This window comes from Dellaglioa sp. CoH-55-MRSF-8, assembly GCF_056782195.1.
Genome location: NZ_JBXAYH010000001.1, coordinates 19,921 through 41,565 on the forward strand (window position 1 = coordinate 19,921; position 21,645 = coordinate 41,565).

The following is a 21,645-nucleotide window of genomic DNA, read 5'->3' on the forward strand; positions in this document are numbered from 1 at the left end:
AATGGTATGACTTACACTCGTAAGTTAACGACAAAAAGACAGTCACTATTTTTACCATGACTGTCTCAGTTGATTACTAATTAATTTAATTTAAATTCTGTAACTGTTTTGTACGTATCGCCTACACGTAAAACAATATCACCAAATTCAGGGAATTGTTCAGATCCAGGTGCTGATTGTGTTTCAAATGTAATTGCTGCATGATTAGCTAATTTTTTACCATGCATAATTGGCGTTACTTCACCAAAGTTAGCCGTGAAGATAACTAAACTTGTTGCATCAGTTGAAACTGAGACAGAAACTTCTTTATCTGGACTAACTAATTTTGCTGATTCTTTACCAACTGCAGGATTATTCAAGAAAAAGGGATGATCGATACCATTAACTTGATTTTTTTGAGCAAAATCACTTGTGAAAACGTCATGTAATGTCTTAGCTTGACGGAAATCGTAAGGCGTTCCATCAACAGACATCTTTTTACCTGTTGGAATTGAATCGGGTTCTAATGGTGCAAACTTATCGCTATCTACTTGTAATAAATTGTCATCTATTGTTTCTGTGACGTCACCCATAACATTAAAGTAAACATGATTTGTTGGATTATATAGTGTATCTTTATCCGTTTTAGCAGTCGTTTCAAGATGCCAAATGTTATCATTATTTAATAGATATTTTACATCAATTGCCATGTTTCCAGGGAAACCATGTTCGCCTTCTGGGCTATCTAAATGAAAAATAACAGCTATTTCATTTTCGTTTTCACTTATTTTATACGTCCACTTTTTAGTATCAAATCCTGGCGTACCACCATGCAATGTATTTGTACCTTCGTTAATTTGCACTTGGTAGCTTTGATCATTAATGTTGAATTTACCATCTTTAATACGTCCAGCAACACGACCAATTGAAGCGCCAATAAAACTATCTTTTTCTAAGTATTCATTTGCTGAATCAAATCCAAGAACAATTTCTCGTTTTCCAGTACTTGTGGGTACCTTGAGGCTAACAATTCTAGCCCCTAAATCTGTGAGTGATAATTCAAACCCATTATCATTTATAATCGTTATTAAATCATAGTCATTTCCAAAATCCTTTGTTTTAACTTGCATATTTATCTCCTCCGCTTACTGTATTTGTCCATTCTTATTAATACTAGTCCATTTTAATTAGATATTCAAGAAAGCGTTTACTTTTTTATTGAATAATTACCTTTATTTTACTGAAAATGACATAACCAACCTTTATTTCTGTTATTTCTCTAAAATGTAACGTCATTATAAGCGAATAACTATAATAAATACAAATGTATAGTTCGTTTTTTGTTATCATGTTTATGGAATATTATGTTTATTTATCATTAAAAGATTAATAGCCGAATTATTAATTGATTTATTTTTTAATTATTAGTATACTTACATTATTAATATAAAAGGAGTTTACAATGACAAAAAAACGCGTTTATCTTGCAGGACCCTTTTTCACTCCAGAACAAAAAGAACGATTAGATTTGGTAGCCGATCTCCTAAGTAAAAATCCAACAATTAACGCAGATGCAATTCATCTTCCAGGAAACGTTCAATATCCAGATGCGGACTTCGGCACATTTGAATGGCAAACAGCTACCTTCCAAAATGATATTCGCCAAATTGATCAAGCAGATATCGTTGTTGCAGTTCTTGATTATCAATTGGAAGAAAACAATGATGAAGCTGACTCAGGTACTGTTTGGGAATGTGGTTATGCTCATGCCAATCGCAAACCTGTTATTTTAGTTCGCCAAAATAAAGGTATTCCCTTAAATCTAATGCTTGCTGGAAGTTATACAGCAATGTTTGATGGTTTAGAAGATATCCAAAATTTAGCAACCTACGATTTTAAGGTTTTACAAAATAAGTATGTTGATTTATCAATTTTTTAATTGATCCAATGTTTCACGTGAAACAAAAATACTCTATGCTATAAATCTTTTAAATCGGATTTAAATACAGTAACAGATATTATTTTTATATTTCTAGTACTGTATTTTTTTCTCTCACAAATTGAAGCACCAAACAGTTAATAATATGAAAGAACTTATTAACTAACGACTTATTATGTTTGCTAGTTCAATAACAAACGTATTTCTTATAAATTAAAAAGTATGACCCAATAGAAATATAATTGGGTCATACTTTAGTATCTTAAATACTATTTAAATGCCTAACATCATTGTTACTATTTAACAATAGTTAACAATGAACCGTTTTCATCAATAAAAATTATCCTCGTGCTAATAATAAGTTAAATAAACCGCCCATTGTTTTATCCGATAATTCGATTTCTTTACCAGCTTCTGTCACTTTAGTAATTTCATAATAATCTTCAAATTCGGGTACTTCTAATTCCATCATCGCAACAAAAGCAGCAGCTGTTTTGTAAGTTGCTTGTAATTCTTCTCCATGAATGTAATTAATAACTAGCATAATTGTATCCCCTTATTGTTTTCTTTAAATAAGTTCCGTTTTTTTTATATCATCAACCGTTTTTGTTCCAGCTAATTGCATATCAATTGTTAATTCCTTAGCTAAATGTTCAAAGACTGATTGAACGCCTTTCGCACCACCCAAATGAAGCCCATAAACCATTGGACGGCCAATGGCAACGACATCCGCCCCACTAGCAAGCGCTTTAAATATATGTGAACCACGACGAACGCCACTATCAAAGACAATTGGCACTCGTTTATTGACCTTCTTAGCAATTAACTCAAGAACATCAAACGATGCAGGTCCGCCATCTAGTTGCCGACCGCCATGATTTGAAACCCAAATACCTTTAGCTCCAGCTTCAATAATAGCATCAACATCCAATGGTGATTGAATACCTTTAACGAAAACGGGTAAGTCAGTATAATCAGAAATACTCTTAATATCTGCTAAACTCAATGTTTGTTTAGCATTAGCATAAATAGCTGCGATTCCTTGTCCTTCACCTTCACCATATTCAGCTAAATTAGCCATTGGTTGAGGGAAGATAAATTTATTAATACTATCAGCTTCACGATTACCACCTAGTGTTGAATCAGCTGTTAATATGATAGCCTTCATCCCCACTTCTTTGGCTTGATCTAATAAAAAATGATTAAATTTATCATCTTTACTCATATACAATTGGAAAAATTGAGGTCCACCAGTTCCTCCATTATATGTTTCTGAAATCGTTTTATTTGAATACGTACTAAGCGACATAATTGAACCAACTGCGGCCATCCCCTTAGCAGTATCAATTTCACCTTGTTCATGGGCTAGCCCCTGTGCCGCAACTGGAGCTGCTATCATTGGCATTTGTAAATCAATACCCATAAATGTTGTTGATAAATCCGGATTTTCGATATTTTGTAAAACTCGAGGTGAAATTTGCTTATGATTAAATGCACTTGTATTTTCGCGTAACGTCCATTCATCCTCAGCTCCACCAGCAATATACCCAAATGCACCCTTTTCCATACGTGCTTCCACTAATTTTTCTAATGATTGAACATTGGTGATTTCAATCGAATGTTCTTCTTGACTTGCTTGATATCCCATAATTGTATCCCCCTATACTATTTATACTTGTAGTGTAGCCCTTAATAATAAATACTGTCATCAATAACACTTACTATATGTCAATAACGGCTATATAATTATTCAATCCATACAACAATGGCTAATCAAAGAATTACTAATTTGATATTAACTATTTTGGTCGAATTAATTTATATTGCTCTCCTAAGTTAGCGTATTCTGGTCCAGCCAGCCTCGCCACTGGATCTAATTTTTTAGCATTAATATACATTTTTTCTTTATCCAAAACATCATCTTCTATGTGAAAACAAACCACTTCAAGAATAAATAAATCCGTAATAATCTTACCATCATCCATAATAGGAACATACTGGTTCAATATAACTTCAAACCTCGCTTTAACACCATCAATCCCTGGCACCAATACCTTATTACTAGGAACCGTTGTTAATTTCAATTCGGAAACTTCACTCTCGTCTAGTCCAAAACTAGCAGCGCTCTGATTAACAAATTCCATTAATTCACGTGTTGGTAATTGGACCACAGCCTGTTTCGAACTAACTAAATTAGCCGCGGTGTGTTTCATTTCACCATTTCTACGTCGATTAATTGATATCGACATTAATGGCAACGTATCCGATACAACACTAAAAAAACTAAACGGAGCTAAATTAATTAGTCCCGTCTCATTTACAGTAGTAACCCATGCTATGGGTCTCGGAATTAATGTACCAGACATTAATTTGTACTGATTTTTAGCCGATAATTCGTTACTATTAAATGAAATCATCTTATATTATTCCTCAATTTTTAATCTATTGGTCTTATCTAACCATTGTTTAGCATTCCGTAATTCTAATTCTGAAATTTGATGTGATTGTTCAGCCTCAAAACTGGTAAATTCAATATTAAATTCTCGACAAAACTTCTTTAGTTCATCAAAATTTGATTTTGAAACAATTGGATCTAAAAATCCATATGAACCCCAAATTTTAATATCACTTAAGTCGACAGTCGCTTTAATATTTTCCGATAACACCATAGGATGTAGTAAAACAGCTGTTTTAAATAGTGCCTGTTCCGTTAATAATGAATGGAAGGCAACGTTAGCCCCATTAGAATAACCTAGGACAATTAATTTTTCTGGATCAAAAGCGTACTTCACAGCTAACTCATTAATTACAGTCATTAACCAATTTGTCTCTACAGATAAACTATTTAAATCGAAATCACCATCCGGTAAATGTGCAAAATAGCGTGTTAAACCATTCTCTATTAACCGTCCACGAATGCCAATTTTAGGACTATCTGGAGCCAAAAAATCTGCAATTGATAGTAAATCTGATTCCGTTCCACCAGTTCCATGCAACATTAAGATTGTCGCATTGCCAACCCTACCAGCTTTATAAGATGTAATTGCTTCTGCCATATCTATAACTTCTTGTCTGAATTGAAATTAACTAAGTGAGCTTCAATATCTGCACGTTGGTCTTCTAAAAATGGTGGTAACTCTAGGTGAATACCAGCTTCTTCATATGTTTCATCTTGCAAGAATCCAGGACCATCCGTTGCAATTTCAAATAATACACCTTCACCAGGACGGAAATACTCTGATTTAAAATAGAATCGGTCAACAAAACCTGAATCACGAATACCAACTCTTTGTATTTGTTCAATCCAATAGTTTAATGACTCTTCATCTTCTGTCCTGAAAGCAATATGATGAACTGTTCCATATGCTTGAATCTCATTCGGTAAATCTTGGTCTTCTTCGATAATAATTTGTGCGCCATGTCCACCATCGTTCAATTCATATAATGTACGTTGATTTTCTGTGGCAATTTTATCAAATCCCAATAATTGTCTTAACACAATATCCATACGTTCTGGATAATCCACTGTAATAATTGTTGTTCCTAACCCATTAATTGCGAACATCTTGGGAACCGGACTATATAATTAAGGTGTCCCAGCTTCCACACCATGATTACGTTCGTCAGAAATTAATTGATATTGCTCATGATCAAAATCATAAAAATTCATTGTTTTACTGCCAAAATTCATTTCAATTTCATCATGTTTAATATCATAATCGTCAAATCGTTCTGCCCAAAAATCTAGGGCATCATCGCTAGGAACTCTAAATCCAATTCTCGAAATACCATTTTTTCCTTTTGTGCCTTGAAATAAACCCGGAAAATCAAAAAAGGTAATATCGGTTCCTGCCGATCCCATATCATCCGTAAAGTATAGATGATAGGTTCTAACATCATCTTGATTTACTGTTTTTTTAATTAAATGTAATCCTAATATTTCTGTCATAAAATGAAACATTTTTGGTGAACTTGAAGTAATAGCTGTAATATGATGTAATCCTAATAATTTAGTGTTCATGATTGATACCCCCAATTTATTTAATAAACTTAAATTATCACACTTACTAAAAGTAAGCAATTTATTTAACCTAATTATTTTATACTTAAGTCTGATAACCTTAATCTATACTTTAGAAGATTCATTTATTAAACAAGTTACAAATTCTTGAATTGGCTTTGGTAGTTCGTTTCTTCCAACAAGGTAGAATTCACGCTGATACTGTTTTGATAGTACTTTGACTGGTATCTCTGGGTAATCAGTCAGTGCAGTCTGTGAAACAATTGATTGCCCTATACCTTGTCTGAGCAATTGAATAATTAATGAATTACTTTTAATCGTCATGAAGTGCTCTAACGTTAAATTATTTGCTTTTAAGTAGTTAATTGAATAATGATAAACACCTGATCCATGTTCTCTAAGTAACCACGGCTCATCCTCATTACCAGCCCAAACTAATTGATCAGTCGTCAACGAGTAACGTTTAATATTCTTCTCAGTCAACGGTTTTTCAATAAATCCAAAATCTAACTTATGTTGCTTTAATTGTTCCATAATTTGTGATGAATTAAGAACGCTAACTTCTAATTCTAATCGTTTTAGAGATTCCTTATTTTTGCGTAACAGGTCAGGTAGTAAGTATGCTGCAGTGGTGTGTGAGGCAGCTATTTTACAGGCAATTTTCTGATCAGTTTTTTGATGTTTTAAGGCAAATAAATCTTGCTGCCATAAATCTAGTAATTGCTGTGTTTGCTGGTAAAGTAGCGTTCCACTCTCGGTAGGTACAATTTGTTGTCGGCCATTTCTTTCAAATAACATAACACCTAATGTTTCTTCCAATTGCTTAATTTGAACTGAAATCGTTGGTTGTGATAAAAATAGTAGTTGCGCACTAGTAGTAAAGTTCCTTGTTTCATAAACTGATTTAAAAATTTCTAAATTTTTAAAAATATTAACCACTTCCATTCGTTTTATTAATAGTACTTATTATAAAGATTTATTTTATTAATTAAAAGAAATCAGCTATAGTTAAAGTATTGTTTAGAGAGGATGATCATATTGAAAAAAATAACTAACTTACTACCAGGATTTATCGTTGCCTTACTAATTGGGCTTGCCAGCTATTTTATTGCTAAACTTTGGTTGCCCATGTTAGGTGGTGCAACTATTGCTTTATTCATTGGAATCATTTTAGGTAATACTGTTCTACATCAACCCACACTAACGGCCGGAACTAAATTTTCTGAGAAACGTTTATTAGAATACTCAGTTCTTTTGTTAGGTGCGACTATCACATTTCAAAGTATTAAAGAAATTGGTTTAAATGGCTTACTTTTTACTTTTCTTCAAATGAGTATCACAATTATTTTTGCAATTTGGCTAGGTAAAAAATTAGCCTTTGGTGAAGGTACTTACTTATTAATGGCCGGTGGAAATGCTGTCTGTGGTTCATCAGCCATTGGTGCAATTGCCCCAGTTATTGATGCTGATAATGAAGAAACTGGAATTTCAATTACGTTAGTTAATCTAATGGGAACCATTTTAATGTTAACATTACCTATTATTGGAACCCTCCTCTGGGGTGGTAACAATGTTTTCAGAGGTGTCTTAATTGGTGGAACTGTGCAATCTGTTGGGCAAGTAGTTGCAAGTGCAACTATGCTAAATCAGGATGTCATCGTAACTGCTACATTGTTCAAAATATTAAGAATTATTTGTTTAGTATTTGTTATTACTATTTTTAGCTATTTACACAGCAAGAATCAACCTACCCAAAAAGCGTCACAAGTAACAACAAAAAAATCAACTTTAGTTCCTTGGTATGTTATTGGATTTTTAACACTTTGTGTCCTTAATAGTTTACATTTTTTACCTTCACGAATTGGTGAAACTGCACATTTTCTAAGTACATGGTGTGAAATAATCGCCTTAGCTGCTATTGGCCTTCGGTTAAATTTAAAATCACTATTTAGTCAAGGCAAGCGTTTATTACTTTATGCTGGTGGTATTATGCTTGTTCAAGTAGTATTAGCAATCGGTTTAATTACAATTTTATTTTAAAAAAATAATCATATGACCTGGCCATAATATGCCAAAGTCATATGATCATTTTTTTATTCAGATTATAATTTAAAGATGCGTTCTTGCCGGTCAAAACTCTGATCAGCAAACCAACCTTCCAACAATGTTAATTGCTGCCGTTCAAAAATGATTTCCTTATTTTTAGCCAAGCACTTAATCACATGTCCGGCTGTTTCACGAGTAGTCCCGCTAACTAACGCTAGCTCTTTAATCGTGACACGATAAGGAATAACGACATGCTTTTCTGTGAAATCAGCACCTAATTGTTCTGCTAAAATATTGATAGCTTGTACAATTCGATCATGAGCACTAGACGTTACCATTCTTTGCACTTGATTCTCTGTAGCGCTTAGAATTGTTGACATCTCCCTTATTGATCGAGTAGCCATCAGAATATTTTGCTTCAATATCCGTTCAACTAAGGCCATTGGGAAATAGACGATTTGTATATCCGTCATGGCTCTCGCTAAATAAGGGTAATTTTTATCACTTAGTAAGCCTCGATACGGAAATCCTAAGTCATTTTTGATATATGAATAAAATCCAAAGTCGCCATCAATATCAAATCGTTCAACCCGTATTACGCCTTCTATTAAAAAATAAAAACGTGTACGTTGATCATTTTCGTCAAAAAGAACCTGACCTTTTTGGAACGATTTGATACTCATGTTGTTCATTAGTAAATTGGCTTCTTCATCAGTAAGTGCTTCAAAATCTGATAATTTTCTTAAATACTGCATATATTGGGGTACTGCTTTAATTTTTTGCATTGTTTGATCCCCTCCACTAATTACTAACTCCCTAAACTCTCTCCTTTATCATTTTAACATGGATATTCCTTGGCCACAATTTACCTTACAACTTTGTTAGCTAGTTCAGCTTAACTATCGCTTTTTATTAACCTTTTACGATAACTGTCCCAGCATCATTATCTAATAATTGACTGATGTTTTCTAAAGATGTCACAATTGCGCGACCCTTTTTACTTGCTTCAACGAATTCAATCGCAGCTTCAATCTTAGGTAACATACTACCTTTAGCGAATTGATCTTCTTTGATATATTCTTTTAATTCAGAAACAGTTACCTGTTCTAATTTTTCTTGATTAGGTTTATTGAAGTTAACATAAACATTATCAACACTCGTCAAAATAATAAGTAAATCAGCATCTACCAATTCAGCTAATTTTTCTGAAGCGAAATCTTTATCAATAACAGCTTCTACGCCATGTAATTTACCGTTTTCTTCAACAACAGGAACACCACCGCCACCAACAGAAATTGAAATAACACCATTTTCTGTTAATTGATCGATTGTTTTGTATTCTTTAATCCCAGTTGGACGTGGTGAAGGAACAACACGACGCCATCCACGACCAGCATCTTCAACAAATGTCATCTCTTCATGTGCAGCCATTTCTGCTTTAGCAGCTGTTTCTGAATAGAATGGACCAACTGGTTTAGTTGGGTTACTAAATGCAGCATCATTTTGATCAACGATAACTTGTGTCACAATAGTTGCAACTTCTTTATTGATTCCTTTTTCAACCAATGCATTATCCAATGCATTTTGCATCCAATAACCAATACTTCCTTGTGTCATTGCAACACAAGTATCTAATGGTAAGGCTGGGTTCTTTTCAGAAACTGCAGCTGCTTGTTGAAGTAATAAGTTCCCAACTTGTGGACCATTACCATGAGAGATAATTAATTTATCCCCTTTTTCAACAAATTTAACAAGATATTCAGCTGTTTCTCGCAATGCTTTTTGTTGTGCCTCAGCACTAGCATCCTTTGATAAAATAGCATTTCCACCTAAAGCAATAACAATTTTTCTTGACATATTAATCGACTCCTCATTTTTTTATTTATTAAACAACCATTTTTCCTGAAGCAATTAACCAAATACCAATGCAAGCACCAATAATTATAACCAGGGTTATACCTATTTCGCCTTTTGATAAGAATTTTTCACCTTGTGCTACTCTTGCTTTCCCATAGAAGTAAATCCCTGGAATGTAAGCGATTAAACAGAGTAATAAATAACTGATACCGGCCATAATAATCCCGGCAACTTGGAATAATAGCGCAATTAAACCATATACTAATTGTGCTTTATTGCCTTTTTCATCAATATGTTGAATTGAGTATTTAACTTGATACATCGCAACTAAGATATAACAAACAATAATTGAAGCTGTACATAGTGAATAAGCAAAATTATAAGCCTTATCTGTGAATAAAAGCGTGAAAAGGAATAATTGTACTAATCCGCCTGTTACGATTAAAGCAAAAGTTGGTGCTTTTTTATCATTAACTTTACCAAAGTAACCGGGTAATAATTTACTTTTGGCCATTAATAACATTGTTTCTGCTGGAAGCATTGTCCATGATAACCATGCACCCAAAATTGAAACAATTAAGCCAATACCGATAACGTAACCACCAACTGGTCCAACCATTTCAACAGCAATATATAACATTGCTGGTTGATGAATTGAAGCTAATTGTGCTTGTGTCAAAATACCGTATGGTAACATTGAAGCTAAAACGTAAACGACTAATAAACTAATTAAGCCAATGATTGTAGCCTTACCTGCATCAGATTTCTTTTCTGCACGAGAAGACAACATTGATGCCCCTTCGATACCTACAAAGACCCACATCATAACCATCATACATTTTTTAATTTGTGAAGCGACATCGCCAACAACGAAGTTATGACTCATTGTGCCCCAGAAGTTAGCTGTAAAAATATCGATCTTGAATAAGAATATAGCAACAACAATAAATACAAAAATTGGAATTAATTTGCAGACCGTAACAATCGCATTGATTGCTGCTGCACCTTCAATACCGCGATTAACAAAGTATGTTAATCCCCAGCAAAGGATACTTGCAATTAAAATTGAAGGTAGATTTTGTCCTGATTTAAAGATAGGGAAAAAGTAACCAACCGCACTCATCAAGATTGTAGCGAATGCAACGTTTCCTAACCAAGCAGATAACCAGTAACCCCAACCACTGATGAATCCAGCGAATGGTCCAAATCCTTTTTCTGCATAAGTAAAAATACCTTCTAAATCTGGTTCTTTATTTAATAAGTTATTCAATGAAAGAGATAACATCAAAATACCAATTCCGACAATTACCCAACCAATTAGAGCAGGACCGGGTGAAGATGCATTGGCTAAATCAGAGGTTAGTCCGAAGACCCCACCACCAATAGAAGAACTAATAACTAACGCGACTAGCGCCATTAAACTAATTTTTTTAACTGTATGTTTTTCGTCCATAATTTAACTGCCTACTTTCTTTATTAAAAATAAAAAGGGACCTAATCTAAAGTCTTGCTCCAGATTAGTCCCCCTAATGACAGCCTATTTTTTTGCAGAGACACTTCCCTGTTAAGTTACTTTCACCGTTAAAAACAAACTATCATAATGTTATTAAACGCGTGGAATGAATAAGTTTCCTGCAGTTGCAGCCATAATTGCTTTGATTGAATGCATTCTGTTTTCTGCTTCTTCAAATTGACGCGCATATTTACTACGGAATGCTTCGTCAGTAATTTCCATTTCTTTAACACCATATTTTTCGAACATTTCTTTACCATATTCAGTTTCAATGCCATGGAATGCTGGTAAACAATGCATGATGATCATATTTTCATTACCAGTCTTTTTAACCATGTCCATGTTTAATTGGTATGGTTTCAATGTGTTAATACGTTCTTCGAATTTATCTTCTTCACCCATTGATACCCAAACATCTGTGTAAAGAATATCTGAACCTTTAACCCCTTTATCAACGTCTGAAGTAATCATGTTCTTGCTTCCTGATTTTTTAGCAAATTCAGCAGCAAATTTTTGAACTTCTTCAGTTGGTTGTAATGAGTCAGGTGCAACGATATGAATATTTACACCTAACATTGATCCAGTTACCAAAAGGCTGTTAGCCATATTGTTACGGCCATCCCCAACGTATGTTAATGTGATGCCTTTTAATTTGCCAAAGTTTTCTTTAACAGTCATAAAATCAGCAATCATTTGTGTTGGATGCCATTCATCAGTTAAACCATTCCATACAGGAACGCCTGAGAATTTAGCTAATCCTTCAACAACATCTTGGCTGAATCCACGGAATTCAATACCGTCGAACATACTACCTAATACTTTAGCTGTATCTTCAACTGATTCTTTTTTACCTAATTGAATATCATTTTTTCCAAGAAATTCAGGATGAGCACCTAAATCAACTGATGCTGTTGTGAAAGCAGCACGTGTTCTTGTTGAATTTTTTTCAAAAAGTAAGGCAATATTCTTACCTTGAAGATATTTATGAGGGATTCCACGTTTTTTCAAATCTTTTAAATGAATTGAGAAATCGATTAAATATTCTAATTCTTCTGGAGTAAAATCTTTTTCTGCTAAAAGACTGCGACCTTGAAAGACTGTGTTTGACATATTAATTTCCACCTTTTTTAAATTTTATTTTTTTAAGTCTTCACGAACGATAGGCATACTCATACAACGTGGACCACCACGACCTCGTGATAATTCGGCTGAAATAACTTCAATAACTTTAATTCCATAACTTCTTAGGACTTCATTTGAAACGTAGTTACGATTATAAGTTACAACTGTATTAGGAGCGATTGCCAATGTATTTGAACCATCATTCCATTGTTCACGAGGTGCAACTACTGCATCGCCGTTACCAACTGGAATTAAGATAAGTTCTGGTACTTTTAAGACTTCACGTAAGACATTTTGTAAGTCTGTACGATGTGAAATGTTAATGTGGTTATCTTTACCTGGTTCTAAGATAAATGTATCAACGTTTCCGCCATTATCTTGGATTCCTGGATGAATTGTAAATTTATCGTAATCAATCATTGTGAACACTGTATCCAAATGCATCATTGCACGGTTATTAGGGATTTTAATTGCTAGAATCTTATCAAAGCCACTGTGTTTTGCAAATAATACTTGTGCTAATTCTTCGATTGAACGAGCTGAAGTACGTTGCGAAATACCAATTGCAAGAACGTGGTCGTTTAAAATTAATTCGTCTCCACCTTCCATACGGTCGAGATGGTTACGACTACGCCATACGTTTACGCCTTTATTAGCAAAACGTGGATGGTATTCCATAATGTATTCCATAAATAATGATTCGCGACGACGTGCAGCGAATGTCATACGGTTAATTGTTAAACCATCACCCATTGATGCTGCTGGGTCACGTGTAAAGTAAAGGTTAGGCATTGGATCCATAAAGAATGGATAGTCTTCAGAAGAACTTAAATCAACTAAAGCATTTGACTTGTAATCGATTTCATTTGTTCTAACGCCAGCCATAATTTTATCAACCATATCTTGTGTTTCCATTGAAAGTAAATATTCTTTCAATGCAGCATGGAGTGTGCTAGAAACTAAACCTGATTCATCTAACATTTTTTCCAAGAATTCTTCTTTTACATTTCCTGCATCTAAAGCTTCTGCAGCCAATGTTTCAAGATAAATTGTTTCAACGCCATTGTCTTGCAATGTTTTTGCGAAAAAATCATGTTCTCTTTGAATTTCAGGTAAGTATGGAATATCGTCAAATAAAAGACGACCCATGATATCTGGTGTTAAGTTTTCAACTTCTTTACCGGGTCTCTTTAACAAAACTGTTTTAAGAGTTCCGATTTCTGATGTTACGTGTACTGGACTTGTCATAATGATTACCTCCCATATATTTATTACATGCATAGCATAACAGGAATAATTAGCCTATATTAGTAAACGCTTACACCTATAATGTGAACTATTTCTCATTATGAGGATTCTTACGGTTCAATATCGTATATTACATTTATAAAACGCTTCCACTACCGTGTTTTTAAAATTATTAAATGAGAAACATTAAAAGTACATTATTTTTATGATAATTCTTACTTTAATAAATTAAGACTTGTAATACTAAGAGTGCACCACCAAATAATAGAACAAAGACAACGACGGGCCAAACGAATTTTACCCAGTGCGAATATCTGATATTTAACATTTGAAGTGTTGCCATAACTAACCCTGTTGGTGCTAAGAAAAGCATTGCATACTGTCCAAATTGATAAGCAGAAACGACAATAAATCTTGGAATATCTGCAGAATCAGCTAATGGCGCAAATATTGGCATTGCTAAAACGGCTAATCCGGATGAAGAAGGTACGATAAATCCAAGGAAGAAGAAAATAACCATCATGATAATTATGAAAATTGGTCCACTTACGCCAACAACTAAAGATGACGCATATTGAAGAATGGTATCTGAAATCAATCCTTGATTTAACACGATATTTATCCCTCTGGCAAGTCCAATAATAAATGACACCCCAACTAAACTAGATGCACCACTGACAAAAGCATCAATGACACCCTTTTCACCTAGACCATCTCGACCTGTACCTGTTAAGAACATAATGGCGATAGCAAATACCAAGAATGAAGATGCCATCGTTGGGAACCACCAACCTTTTGCCATAACGCCCCAAACCATGATTGGGAATGTCACAACAAATAATAATAGAATAATTTTCTTACGAATAGTGAAAACTGATTTATTACCACCTTCACCTGAAGATACTGACCATAATCGATTAAAGTCTTTACTATCTTCATAAGTAATTGAAGCTGTTGGATCATCCTTAACCTTTTTACTATAACGTCCTAAATAAATAATTAAGAAAATAGACCCGACAATCAAACCAACAATCCGCCAAATCATACCTTGCGTAAAATCAATTCCGGCTGCATTTGACGCAATAACAACTGAGAACGGATTAATCGTAGAGAATGTGGTCCCAATAGAACTGGATAAGAAAATTGCCCCCACGCAGACTATCGAATCATAGCCCATCGCGATAAATACTGGTACCAATATTGGATAGAAGGCCACTGCCTCTTCTTCAATCCCGCAAAGAGTTCCGCCTAAAACCATTAAAATTGAAACAAAGAAAATTGATAAAAATTCATGACCTTTGGTTTTCTTAGTTAGCGCAATTAAACCTGATTCAAACGCGCCGCTGACTTTAACAACACCAATTAAACCACCCAGGACTAAAATAAAGACCATAATATCTACGGCTTCAATTGTCCCGTTAACCATACTATTTGTGATATCAGCTGGTCCTGCCGGATTTTGCTTCAATCGCTGATATGTATTAGGTATTGATACTGCTGCCGTAATACCACCTGATGTAAATTGTTTAATATCAATTTTGACATGAAGTTTATCCAATTGATTTTGTGTCGCAGGAACTTTTTTTACATTCCCATGCGCATCGGTAATTTTTAATTCCGTACTTGCCTGATCATAAGATAATTTAGAGTAAGAGCCCGCTGGAATAATCCATGTTGCCATAACTGCAACAATCGTTAATATAAATAAAATAACAAAAGCGCCGGGCATTTTTAACTTAAATTTCTTTTTAGGTACCTTTTCCATTGTTGTCGTTGAATCCATTATAATTTCCTCCTTTAATTGTTTTATACCAAATAGATAGCGGCGTTATCCTTTTACTGTATTTTTATCATGACACCCTCCTCTGCCGGTCGTTTCGCTTGGAGTATATCAACAGTCTACAGTTTCTGGTGTGAAATCGGTTACATTAAAAGTGTGAACCAGCTCACACTTTTTGATTTATCATCTAATTTTACTTTCCACAAAAAGAGAGATAAAAAGTAACTTGTAAATCTACTTTTTATCTCTCTTTGATGCACTAAACTTATTCATGTAATGCTTGTGACAAGCGTTTTAATCCTTCTACTAAAACGGATTCTTTAGCACAGTAACCTAATCTTGCATGTCCTGGCACACCAAATCGGCTTCCAGGTACTAATAAAACCCCATAATCTTTTAATAATTTTTGACAAAATTGTTCATCATCTTCAATTGTTTCAAATTTTATAAATGAAGTCGAGACAGATTTTGGCACTACTAAGCTAACTGCTGGCTCATTTTCCACCCAATCACTTAAAATTTTTAAATTTCGTTTCACAATTTGTCGATTTCTATCCAATACTAATTCTTTATTTTTTAAAATATGAACAGCCATTTGGTCATTAAATACACCTGCACAAATCATCGTATAATCACGGTATTTTCTAAAAATATCTGTAACAGCTGGACTAGCAACCGTCCAACCGATTCTAATACCGGGAGTTGAATAGGTTTTTGATAAACTATTCGTCGCAATACCTTTGTCATATAAATCAACAATTGAACTTACGTCCGTTGTATCATCTAAAGGTAAATAGACCTCATCAACTAATACATATGCGCCGACTTCTTTTGCAATTTTAACGATTTCAGTCATTAGTTTAGTTTCAATTACTGTTCCCGTTGGGTTATTCGCATTATTTAAACAAATCATTTTAGTATCTGGTCGAATAATTGCTCGTAATTCATCCAAATCAGGCATCCATTGATTTTTTTCAGAAATATTCCAAAAATCGACTTCAGCTCCTAATGATTTAGGAATATCATAGAGTTGCTGATAACTAGGATACATAGAAATCACATGATCACCAGGTTCAATCAACGCGTATAGTGCCAGTTGATTTGCTCCTGTTGCACCATTAGTTTGTAAAACTTGTTCCGGCGAAACCGCTTTATAAAGTTTGCTAACCTCTGCTTTAAAAGCTGGGGACCCCTCAATCCAACCATAATTCATCTTTTGTGCATCTAAATCACGATAAAAATCCTGACCATTTTCTTGACCAATATTTAATAATTCGTTCATTGTCATCGATGAAACCGTTCTTTGTGCAATATCATACGTAGCTTTAGATTCATAGACATTTAACCACTCTTCAACGCCAAATCCTGCAATTTCCATAAGTTATCATTCTCCAATCTATATTATTTGTCTTAACGTCCTAAATAATAACAGAAATTAAAAATTAAGCCAGTGTCTGTTTAAATATATTAAAATGACAAATCTGAACTTTTAATTTTATAACATAAAAAATCTGTTGCCAGTAATAGGTTTTCCTATCATCAACAACAGATATTACAGTTTTTAATAAATTATCTAATCTACTAAGGTAAATCCAAATGTGCTACCCAGCGCTTGGATTTTTTTTAACATTAACTTAGGGATACTAGGATCACTCATCGATAACGTTAATTGCCATTTTTCTTGATTTAGCAAATTAGGATTTGCAACTAATGCTGACCCAACAGCAACTAAATCTAATCCCGATTTTAATGCTGTCGTTGCTCTATCAAAAGTATTTAATGAGCCGGCTGCCACGATTGGTACCCGTTGATTAACTAGTTGAGAAACTCTTTGAATATAGGGTTCACCACCCTTTGGACCATCAGTTAACGCATCACCCAACGAAAGGTGCAAATAACTCACCTGTTTAGCAACTAAATTCGTTATCAAAGCTTCTGTATCTTCTAATTTAAGACCATCTGTTTCACGTTCTTCAAGTGTAATTCGGTAACCGATAATAAATTCTTTAGTCGTATTTTCATCAGCCACTCGTTGAACTTCATCAACTACTGCCATAGCAAATCGTAATCTATTTTCTAATGATCCGCCCCACTGATCAGTCCGATGATTATAGTGTGGTGAAAGAAAATTTTGAATTAGAAATCCATGGGCACCGTGAATTTCAATACCATCAAAACCTGCTTGAATTGCACGTTTAGTTGCTGTTCCGAAAGCCTTTATAACTTGTATTAGCTCTTCTTCTGCCAATTCTCGAGGTGTCTGTGCTGGAGCAAATGGTGTTTTTGGTGCTGGTACTGGACTCGCACTAACAACGTCATGATTTGTAATTAATTCTGGTAATGCCTTATTTCCAGCATGATTTAATTGTAAGATGGCCTTTGCCCCACCGGCCTTAATAGCTGTGGCTAACTTCGTCAAACCTGGTATAAATCGATCTTCATAAACACCAATTTCATGATCAAATCCAACACCATTTTCTTGTACATGGCTCGAACCTGTGATAACCATTCCGACCTGTTTTGCACGTTGTTCGTAATAACTAATTTCTGCTTCAGAAACTGTTTGATCATCGTTACTTGCCCATGTTGTCATAGGTGCCATCACAAGTTTATTTTGTAGGGTTATTTGTTCATTTAAATTGAATTTTTTTCGTAAGTTAATTTGCTTAATCATTATAAAATGTTCCTCCTATATCTAATATAGGTTTATAATAAACCTTCAAGTCGACTTGAAGGCAAGCTTTTTATTTATCGGTCATTTTTAACATCTGTTTTACATGATTTTCGTACGTTTCAATTTTATTATCTAAAAAATTATAAGTATCTTGCATCGCCGCGATTTGTTCACCTAATAATCGTTGCTGTTTAATCAAAATCTGTTTACGTTGCTCTTCAGTGGCCTCACCTTGTTGCGTTAGGTCAGCATATTCTTTTAAAATGTTGATTGAAATCCCCGTTTGACGCATATGTTTTGCAAAATTAACCCATTCTAAATCGATTTCATCATAGTCCCGATACCCGCTTGTATTCCGTGATACAGTGGGAATAAGTCCTACTTCCTCATAATATCGTAACGTCGCAGTCGGTAAATCAAACTTCTCACTTACTTTTTTAATATTCAAAATCAAACACTCCTATTCTCATCTTTTTTAATCTCATTAGACAATTAAGATAAAGGATCAGATTAAATTTTATAATGTTTCACATGAAACATTTACATCATTTTTTCAGCTAAGCAGTTACATTCAACCATTTCTGGTGCATTTTTACTTTTTTCATCAATCACACTTTGTAGTTTCACAATATCTGATTGGCTTAACTCAACTTCACTTAATAAATCGGCAATTGTTGAGCCAATTTTCATTTGGCACATATGTTCAAATAATAACTGACTAACATGATCCATCGTCGTTTGTTCTTCTATTAGGGGTTTGTATATGAATGCTCGGCCCTCTTTATCAGCAGATAATGCACCCTTTTTTACTAATCGACCCAATAATGTTTTTATTGTTGGCATTTGCCAATTCTTTTTTTCTTTTAAATTCTTAAATATTTCATTACTAGTACTCTGACCTAATGTCCAGATAACACGCATAACTTCCCACTCAGCGTCGCTAATTTCAATTATTTTTTTATTATTCATTAGTATTGCCCTTCTTTCATTGGTCTTATGATTACAATTGTAAACTAATGTATTTAACCCGTCAATAAGCTATCTTTCAAATTAGTATAATCGGTTAAATACTCATTATTAACTAATACTATCTCATTTTTTAATATTGATTAAACTCATTTGTTTTTGCATATTATTCGTTTCCTTTTTTTAACTTAGCTTTTAAACAAAACAATTGATATACTAGTGTTTATGACTTTAGACTAATTATTTAAGGGGATTTTTTATGACTACTTTTTTTAATCGCTACAAAACATCTTTATTATTACTCTCGGGTCTAATCATAGGTGGGATTGTCGGCTTAATCTTTAAAGAACAAGCTGCTGTCCTTAAACCTTTAGGAGATCTTTTTCTAAATCTAATGTACATGATTTTAGTTCCACTTGTTTTTTTCAGTATTTCATCTGCCATCGCAGAAATGTCTGAAATGAAACGACTTGGTAAAATCATGATTACAACATTAATTGTCTTCCTAACAACGGCTTTCATTGCTGGTGTTATTGGGTATATCGGTGTTCGTCTCTTTAACCCTATTCACGGCGTCAACGTTGATACGATTAAAGGTTTGATGGGTACTGTTAAAGATACATCAACAAAATCATCTGGTTTAGAAACATTAGTTAATACATTCACCGTTAATGACTTTTATCATTTATTATCAAAAGATAATATGTTACAACTAATTATCTTTTCGATTTTAATGGGTACAGCTGCTTCAGCAACCGGTAAAGAATCTAGTGTATTTACAAAATTTTTATCAGCTGGAAACGTAGTAGTTATGCGGATGGTTAAATATGTGATGATCTACGCGCCAATTGGTTTAGGTTGTTTCTTTGCCAATATTATCGGTAATTTAGGACCTCAGATTGCTGCCGGATATTTGCGCAGTTTCATTCTTTACTTAGGTATTACAGCTTTCTACTTCTTTGTGATGATGAGTTTCTATGCATTTATCGCAGGTGGCAAAGCCGGTTTTATGATTTTTTGGAAAAATGTCTCAGCTCCTGCTGTTACAGCAATTGCAACAAGTTCTTCAGCTGCATGTATCCCTGTTAACCTAGAGTATTCTAAAAAAATGGGCGTGAGCGAAGATATCGCAAATACGATCATCCCATTAGGTGCAAATACGCACAAGGATGGCTCTGTTATTGGTGGCATCTTAAAAACAACATTTTTATTTGCCGTTTTTGGTAAAGATATCACGAGTTTAAATAATATGATTATGATTATCTGTGTTTCATTCTTGGTTGGTGTCGTGATGGGCGCTATTCCAGGTGGTGGTATGGTTGCCGAAACCTTAATTTGTTCAATCTTCGGTTTCCCAATGGCTGCTCTTCCATTAATTCTAATTATTACAACCATCATTGATATTCCCGCAACTTTATTAAATTCAACAGGAAATACTGCTACTGCAATGCTTGTTACGCGTTTCGTTGAAGGTAAAAATTGGTTAAAAGATTTTATGGCACAATAATAATAACAATCCCCCTATATTAGATACTGAAATATCAGTCTAGTATAGGGGTTTTTTGTAATTAAAAACTGCCCTTTCCAAAATTGGACGGACAGTTTACTATTAATCATCTTCTCTACTTAATTGGTCTCTACCATACTTTATATTTTTTCTTCGCGTATTTTGTGAATCCTCAAATGCTTGACGATATTGACGAAACCATCTAAGTATCGTTCCTTCACTAACGTCGAGTGCCTCTTCAGCATCCTCTGTAAAATTCTCCCACGCATCAGGATCTTGTTGTTTTATTTCTTTTCTAAGTGTCGTAATAATTGGTTTTAATTTTTCTCTATCTTCAGGTGTCATCTCTAAGAATGCCTCAGTACCTTTAGGTTCCATTTGACTAATATTAGTAAATTCACTGTTATCTGCACTATTAGTAATAAATGAACGAATTGGTATGATAATAAAAAAGACTAACGTTATTTTAGGGAAAAACCAGCCTATAAGAATTAAAGCTAATATTAATAATCCGGTTTCTGTGTTATGTCTGCCATAAATGGTTACATATACTTTTTTCATATCAGATTTTTCTGTATATTTTTGATGAATAATTTCTTTTACAATTTCCCTGAATAGATAAATAATTAACAAATATAAAACACCATACATTGTAACCGTTTCTCTGACAGTATCACTTGTCATTAGTCGTGTGAAGGTTGGCATTAACGATAAAAGCATCATTAAGATTAAATCCATCACAATTATTTTATTTGGTACTTCATTTACTTCCGAAAATGCGACCGCATGTTGATACCAGATATTAGCAACAAAACAGAAACTAACAATAAAGATTCCAATGGCTTGAAACAAACCAACAAAGTTAATCTCCCCATTTTTTATCTCAATTGGCATCTCTAATACCATAATGGTTATAATAATGGCTATAATCGCATCACTTAACGTATCCAACCGCTCTTTAATTTTCATATGTACCTCCTTTAAAATACTGCT

Annotated in this window: 20 protein-coding genes and 1 pseudogene; 3 read left to right on the forward strand and 18 right to left on the reverse strand. The window is 33.9% G+C overall.

All coding sequences use genetic code 11. The features are described 5' to 3' along the window. Positions 1-80 precede the first annotated feature (80 nt). A complete protein-coding gene (locus AC1RPW_RS00090; protein WP_481761121.1) occupies positions 81-1,109 on the reverse strand; it encodes a galactose-1-epimerase in 1,029 nt (342 codons plus the stop codon). 332 nt (positions 1,110-1,441) lie between these two features. On the opposite strand from AC1RPW_RS00090, the gene AC1RPW_RS00095 reads away from it, so the two are divergent. Then, positions 1,442-1,918: a nucleoside 2-deoxyribosyltransferase gene (locus tag AC1RPW_RS00095; RefSeq protein WP_481761120.1), complete on the forward strand. Its 477-nt coding sequence runs from the start codon at positions 1,442-1,444 to the stop codon at positions 1,916-1,918. 340 nt (positions 1,919-2,258) lie between these two features. Here AC1RPW_RS00095 and AC1RPW_RS00100 read toward each other — a convergent pair whose 3' ends face one another. The 6 genes and pseudogenes from AC1RPW_RS00100 to AC1RPW_RS00125 all read right to left on the reverse strand — a co-directional run bounded on the left by AC1RPW_RS00100 (position 2,259) and on the right by AC1RPW_RS00125 (position 6,884). Continuing rightward, a complete protein-coding gene (locus AC1RPW_RS00100) occupies positions 2,259-2,462 on the reverse strand; it encodes a hypothetical protein (protein WP_481761119.1) in 204 nt (67 codons plus the stop codon). 24 nt (positions 2,463-2,486) lie between these two features. Continuing rightward, on the reverse strand, positions 2,487-3,566 hold the full coding sequence (locus AC1RPW_RS00105) for a lactate oxidase (protein WP_481761118.1): 1,080 nt from the start codon (positions 3,564-3,566) through the stop codon (positions 2,487-2,489). Between the two features lie 151 nt (positions 3,567-3,717). Next, positions 3,718-4,335: a flavin reductase family protein gene (locus AC1RPW_RS00110; protein ID WP_481761117.1), complete on the reverse strand. Its 618-nt coding sequence runs from the start codon at positions 4,333-4,335 to the stop codon at positions 3,718-3,720. A gap of 6 nt (positions 4,336-4,341) precedes the next feature. After that, entirely contained in the window at positions 4,342-4,974 is a 633-nt protein-coding gene (locus tag AC1RPW_RS00115; protein WP_481761116.1) for an alpha/beta hydrolase, read from the reverse strand. 2 nt (positions 4,975-4,976) lie between these two features. Next, positions 4,977-5,939: pseudogene (locus AC1RPW_RS00120) on the reverse strand (ring-cleaving dioxygenase). A 105-nt stretch (positions 5,940-6,044) separates the two neighbouring features. After that, the gene (locus AC1RPW_RS00125) at positions 6,045-6,884 is read right to left on the reverse strand and encodes a LysR substrate-binding domain-containing protein (protein WP_481761115.1); all 840 of its coding nucleotides are present in this window, start codon (positions 6,882-6,884) and stop codon (positions 6,045-6,047) included. Positions 6,885-6,968: 84 nt separating this feature from the next. Between AC1RPW_RS00125 and AC1RPW_RS00130 the strand changes: the two genes are divergently transcribed. Beyond that, positions 6,969-7,979: a YeiH family protein gene (locus AC1RPW_RS00130; RefSeq protein ID WP_481761114.1), complete on the forward strand. Its 1,011-nt coding sequence runs from the start codon at positions 6,969-6,971 to the stop codon at positions 7,977-7,979. A gap of 62 nt (positions 7,980-8,041) precedes the next feature. Here AC1RPW_RS00130 and AC1RPW_RS00135 read toward each other — a convergent pair whose 3' ends face one another. The 10 genes from AC1RPW_RS00135 to AC1RPW_RS00180 form a co-directional block, all read right to left on the reverse strand. Next, a complete protein-coding gene (locus AC1RPW_RS00135) occupies positions 8,042-8,770 on the reverse strand; it encodes a Crp/Fnr family transcriptional regulator (RefSeq protein ID WP_481761113.1) in 729 nt (242 codons plus the stop codon). A gap of 127 nt (positions 8,771-8,897) precedes the next feature. Next, positions 8,898-9,842 (reverse strand): carbamate kinase, encoded by a 945-nt coding sequence (arcC, locus tag AC1RPW_RS00140; RefSeq protein ID WP_409021884.1) that lies wholly within the window; start codon positions 9,840-9,842, stop codon positions 8,898-8,900. A gap of 28 nt (positions 9,843-9,870) precedes the next feature. Beyond that, on the reverse strand, positions 9,871-11,295 hold the full coding sequence (arcD, locus tag AC1RPW_RS00145; RefSeq protein ID WP_481761112.1) for an arginine-ornithine antiporter: 1,425 nt from the start codon (positions 11,293-11,295) through the stop codon (positions 9,871-9,873). 153 nt (positions 11,296-11,448) lie between these two features. Continuing rightward, positions 11,449-12,465, reverse strand: coding sequence for an ornithine carbamoyltransferase (gene argF, locus AC1RPW_RS00150; RefSeq protein ID WP_481761111.1), 1,017 nt, complete (start codon positions 12,463-12,465; stop codon positions 11,449-11,451). A 24-nt stretch (positions 12,466-12,489) separates the two neighbouring features. After that, the gene (gene arcA / locus AC1RPW_RS00155; RefSeq protein WP_409021880.1) at positions 12,490-13,725 is read right to left on the reverse strand and encodes an arginine deiminase; all 1,236 of its coding nucleotides are present in this window, start codon (positions 13,723-13,725) and stop codon (positions 12,490-12,492) included. A gap of 220 nt (positions 13,726-13,945) precedes the next feature. After that, complete coding sequence (locus AC1RPW_RS00160; RefSeq protein ID WP_481761110.1) at positions 13,946-15,508, reverse strand: YfcC family protein; 1,563 nt, start codon at positions 15,506-15,508, stop codon at positions 13,946-13,948. A 262-nt stretch (positions 15,509-15,770) separates the two neighbouring features. After that, the gene (locus AC1RPW_RS00165) at positions 15,771-16,883 is read right to left on the reverse strand and encodes an aminotransferase (RefSeq protein WP_481761109.1); all 1,113 of its coding nucleotides are present in this window, start codon (positions 16,881-16,883) and stop codon (positions 15,771-15,773) included. Positions 16,884-17,078: 195 nt separating this feature from the next. Then, a complete protein-coding gene (locus tag AC1RPW_RS00170) occupies positions 17,079-18,179 on the reverse strand; it encodes an NADH-dependent flavin oxidoreductase (RefSeq protein ID WP_481761108.1) in 1,101 nt (366 codons plus the stop codon). Positions 18,180-18,249: 70 nt separating this feature from the next. Continuing rightward, the gene (locus tag AC1RPW_RS00175; RefSeq protein WP_481761107.1) at positions 18,250-18,627 is read right to left on the reverse strand and encodes a MerR family transcriptional regulator; all 378 of its coding nucleotides are present in this window, start codon (positions 18,625-18,627) and stop codon (positions 18,250-18,252) included. Positions 18,628-18,719: 92 nt separating this feature from the next. Further along, the gene (locus AC1RPW_RS00180; protein ID WP_481761106.1) at positions 18,720-19,148 is read right to left on the reverse strand and encodes a CopY/TcrY family copper transport repressor; all 429 of its coding nucleotides are present in this window, start codon (positions 19,146-19,148) and stop codon (positions 18,720-18,722) included. Positions 19,149-19,404: 256 nt separating this feature from the next. Between AC1RPW_RS00180 and AC1RPW_RS00185 the strand changes: the two genes are divergently transcribed. Continuing rightward, entirely contained in the window at positions 19,405-20,652 is a 1,248-nt protein-coding gene (locus tag AC1RPW_RS00185) for a dicarboxylate/amino acid:cation symporter (RefSeq protein WP_481761105.1), read from the forward strand. Between the two features lie 102 nt (positions 20,653-20,754). Here the strand turns inward: AC1RPW_RS00185 and AC1RPW_RS00190 are convergent, their stop codons facing one another. Next, complete coding sequence (locus tag AC1RPW_RS00190) at positions 20,755-21,621, reverse strand: TMEM175 family protein (protein ID WP_481761104.1); 867 nt, start codon at positions 21,619-21,621, stop codon at positions 20,755-20,757. Between the last annotated feature and the right edge of the window lie 24 nt (positions 21,622-21,645).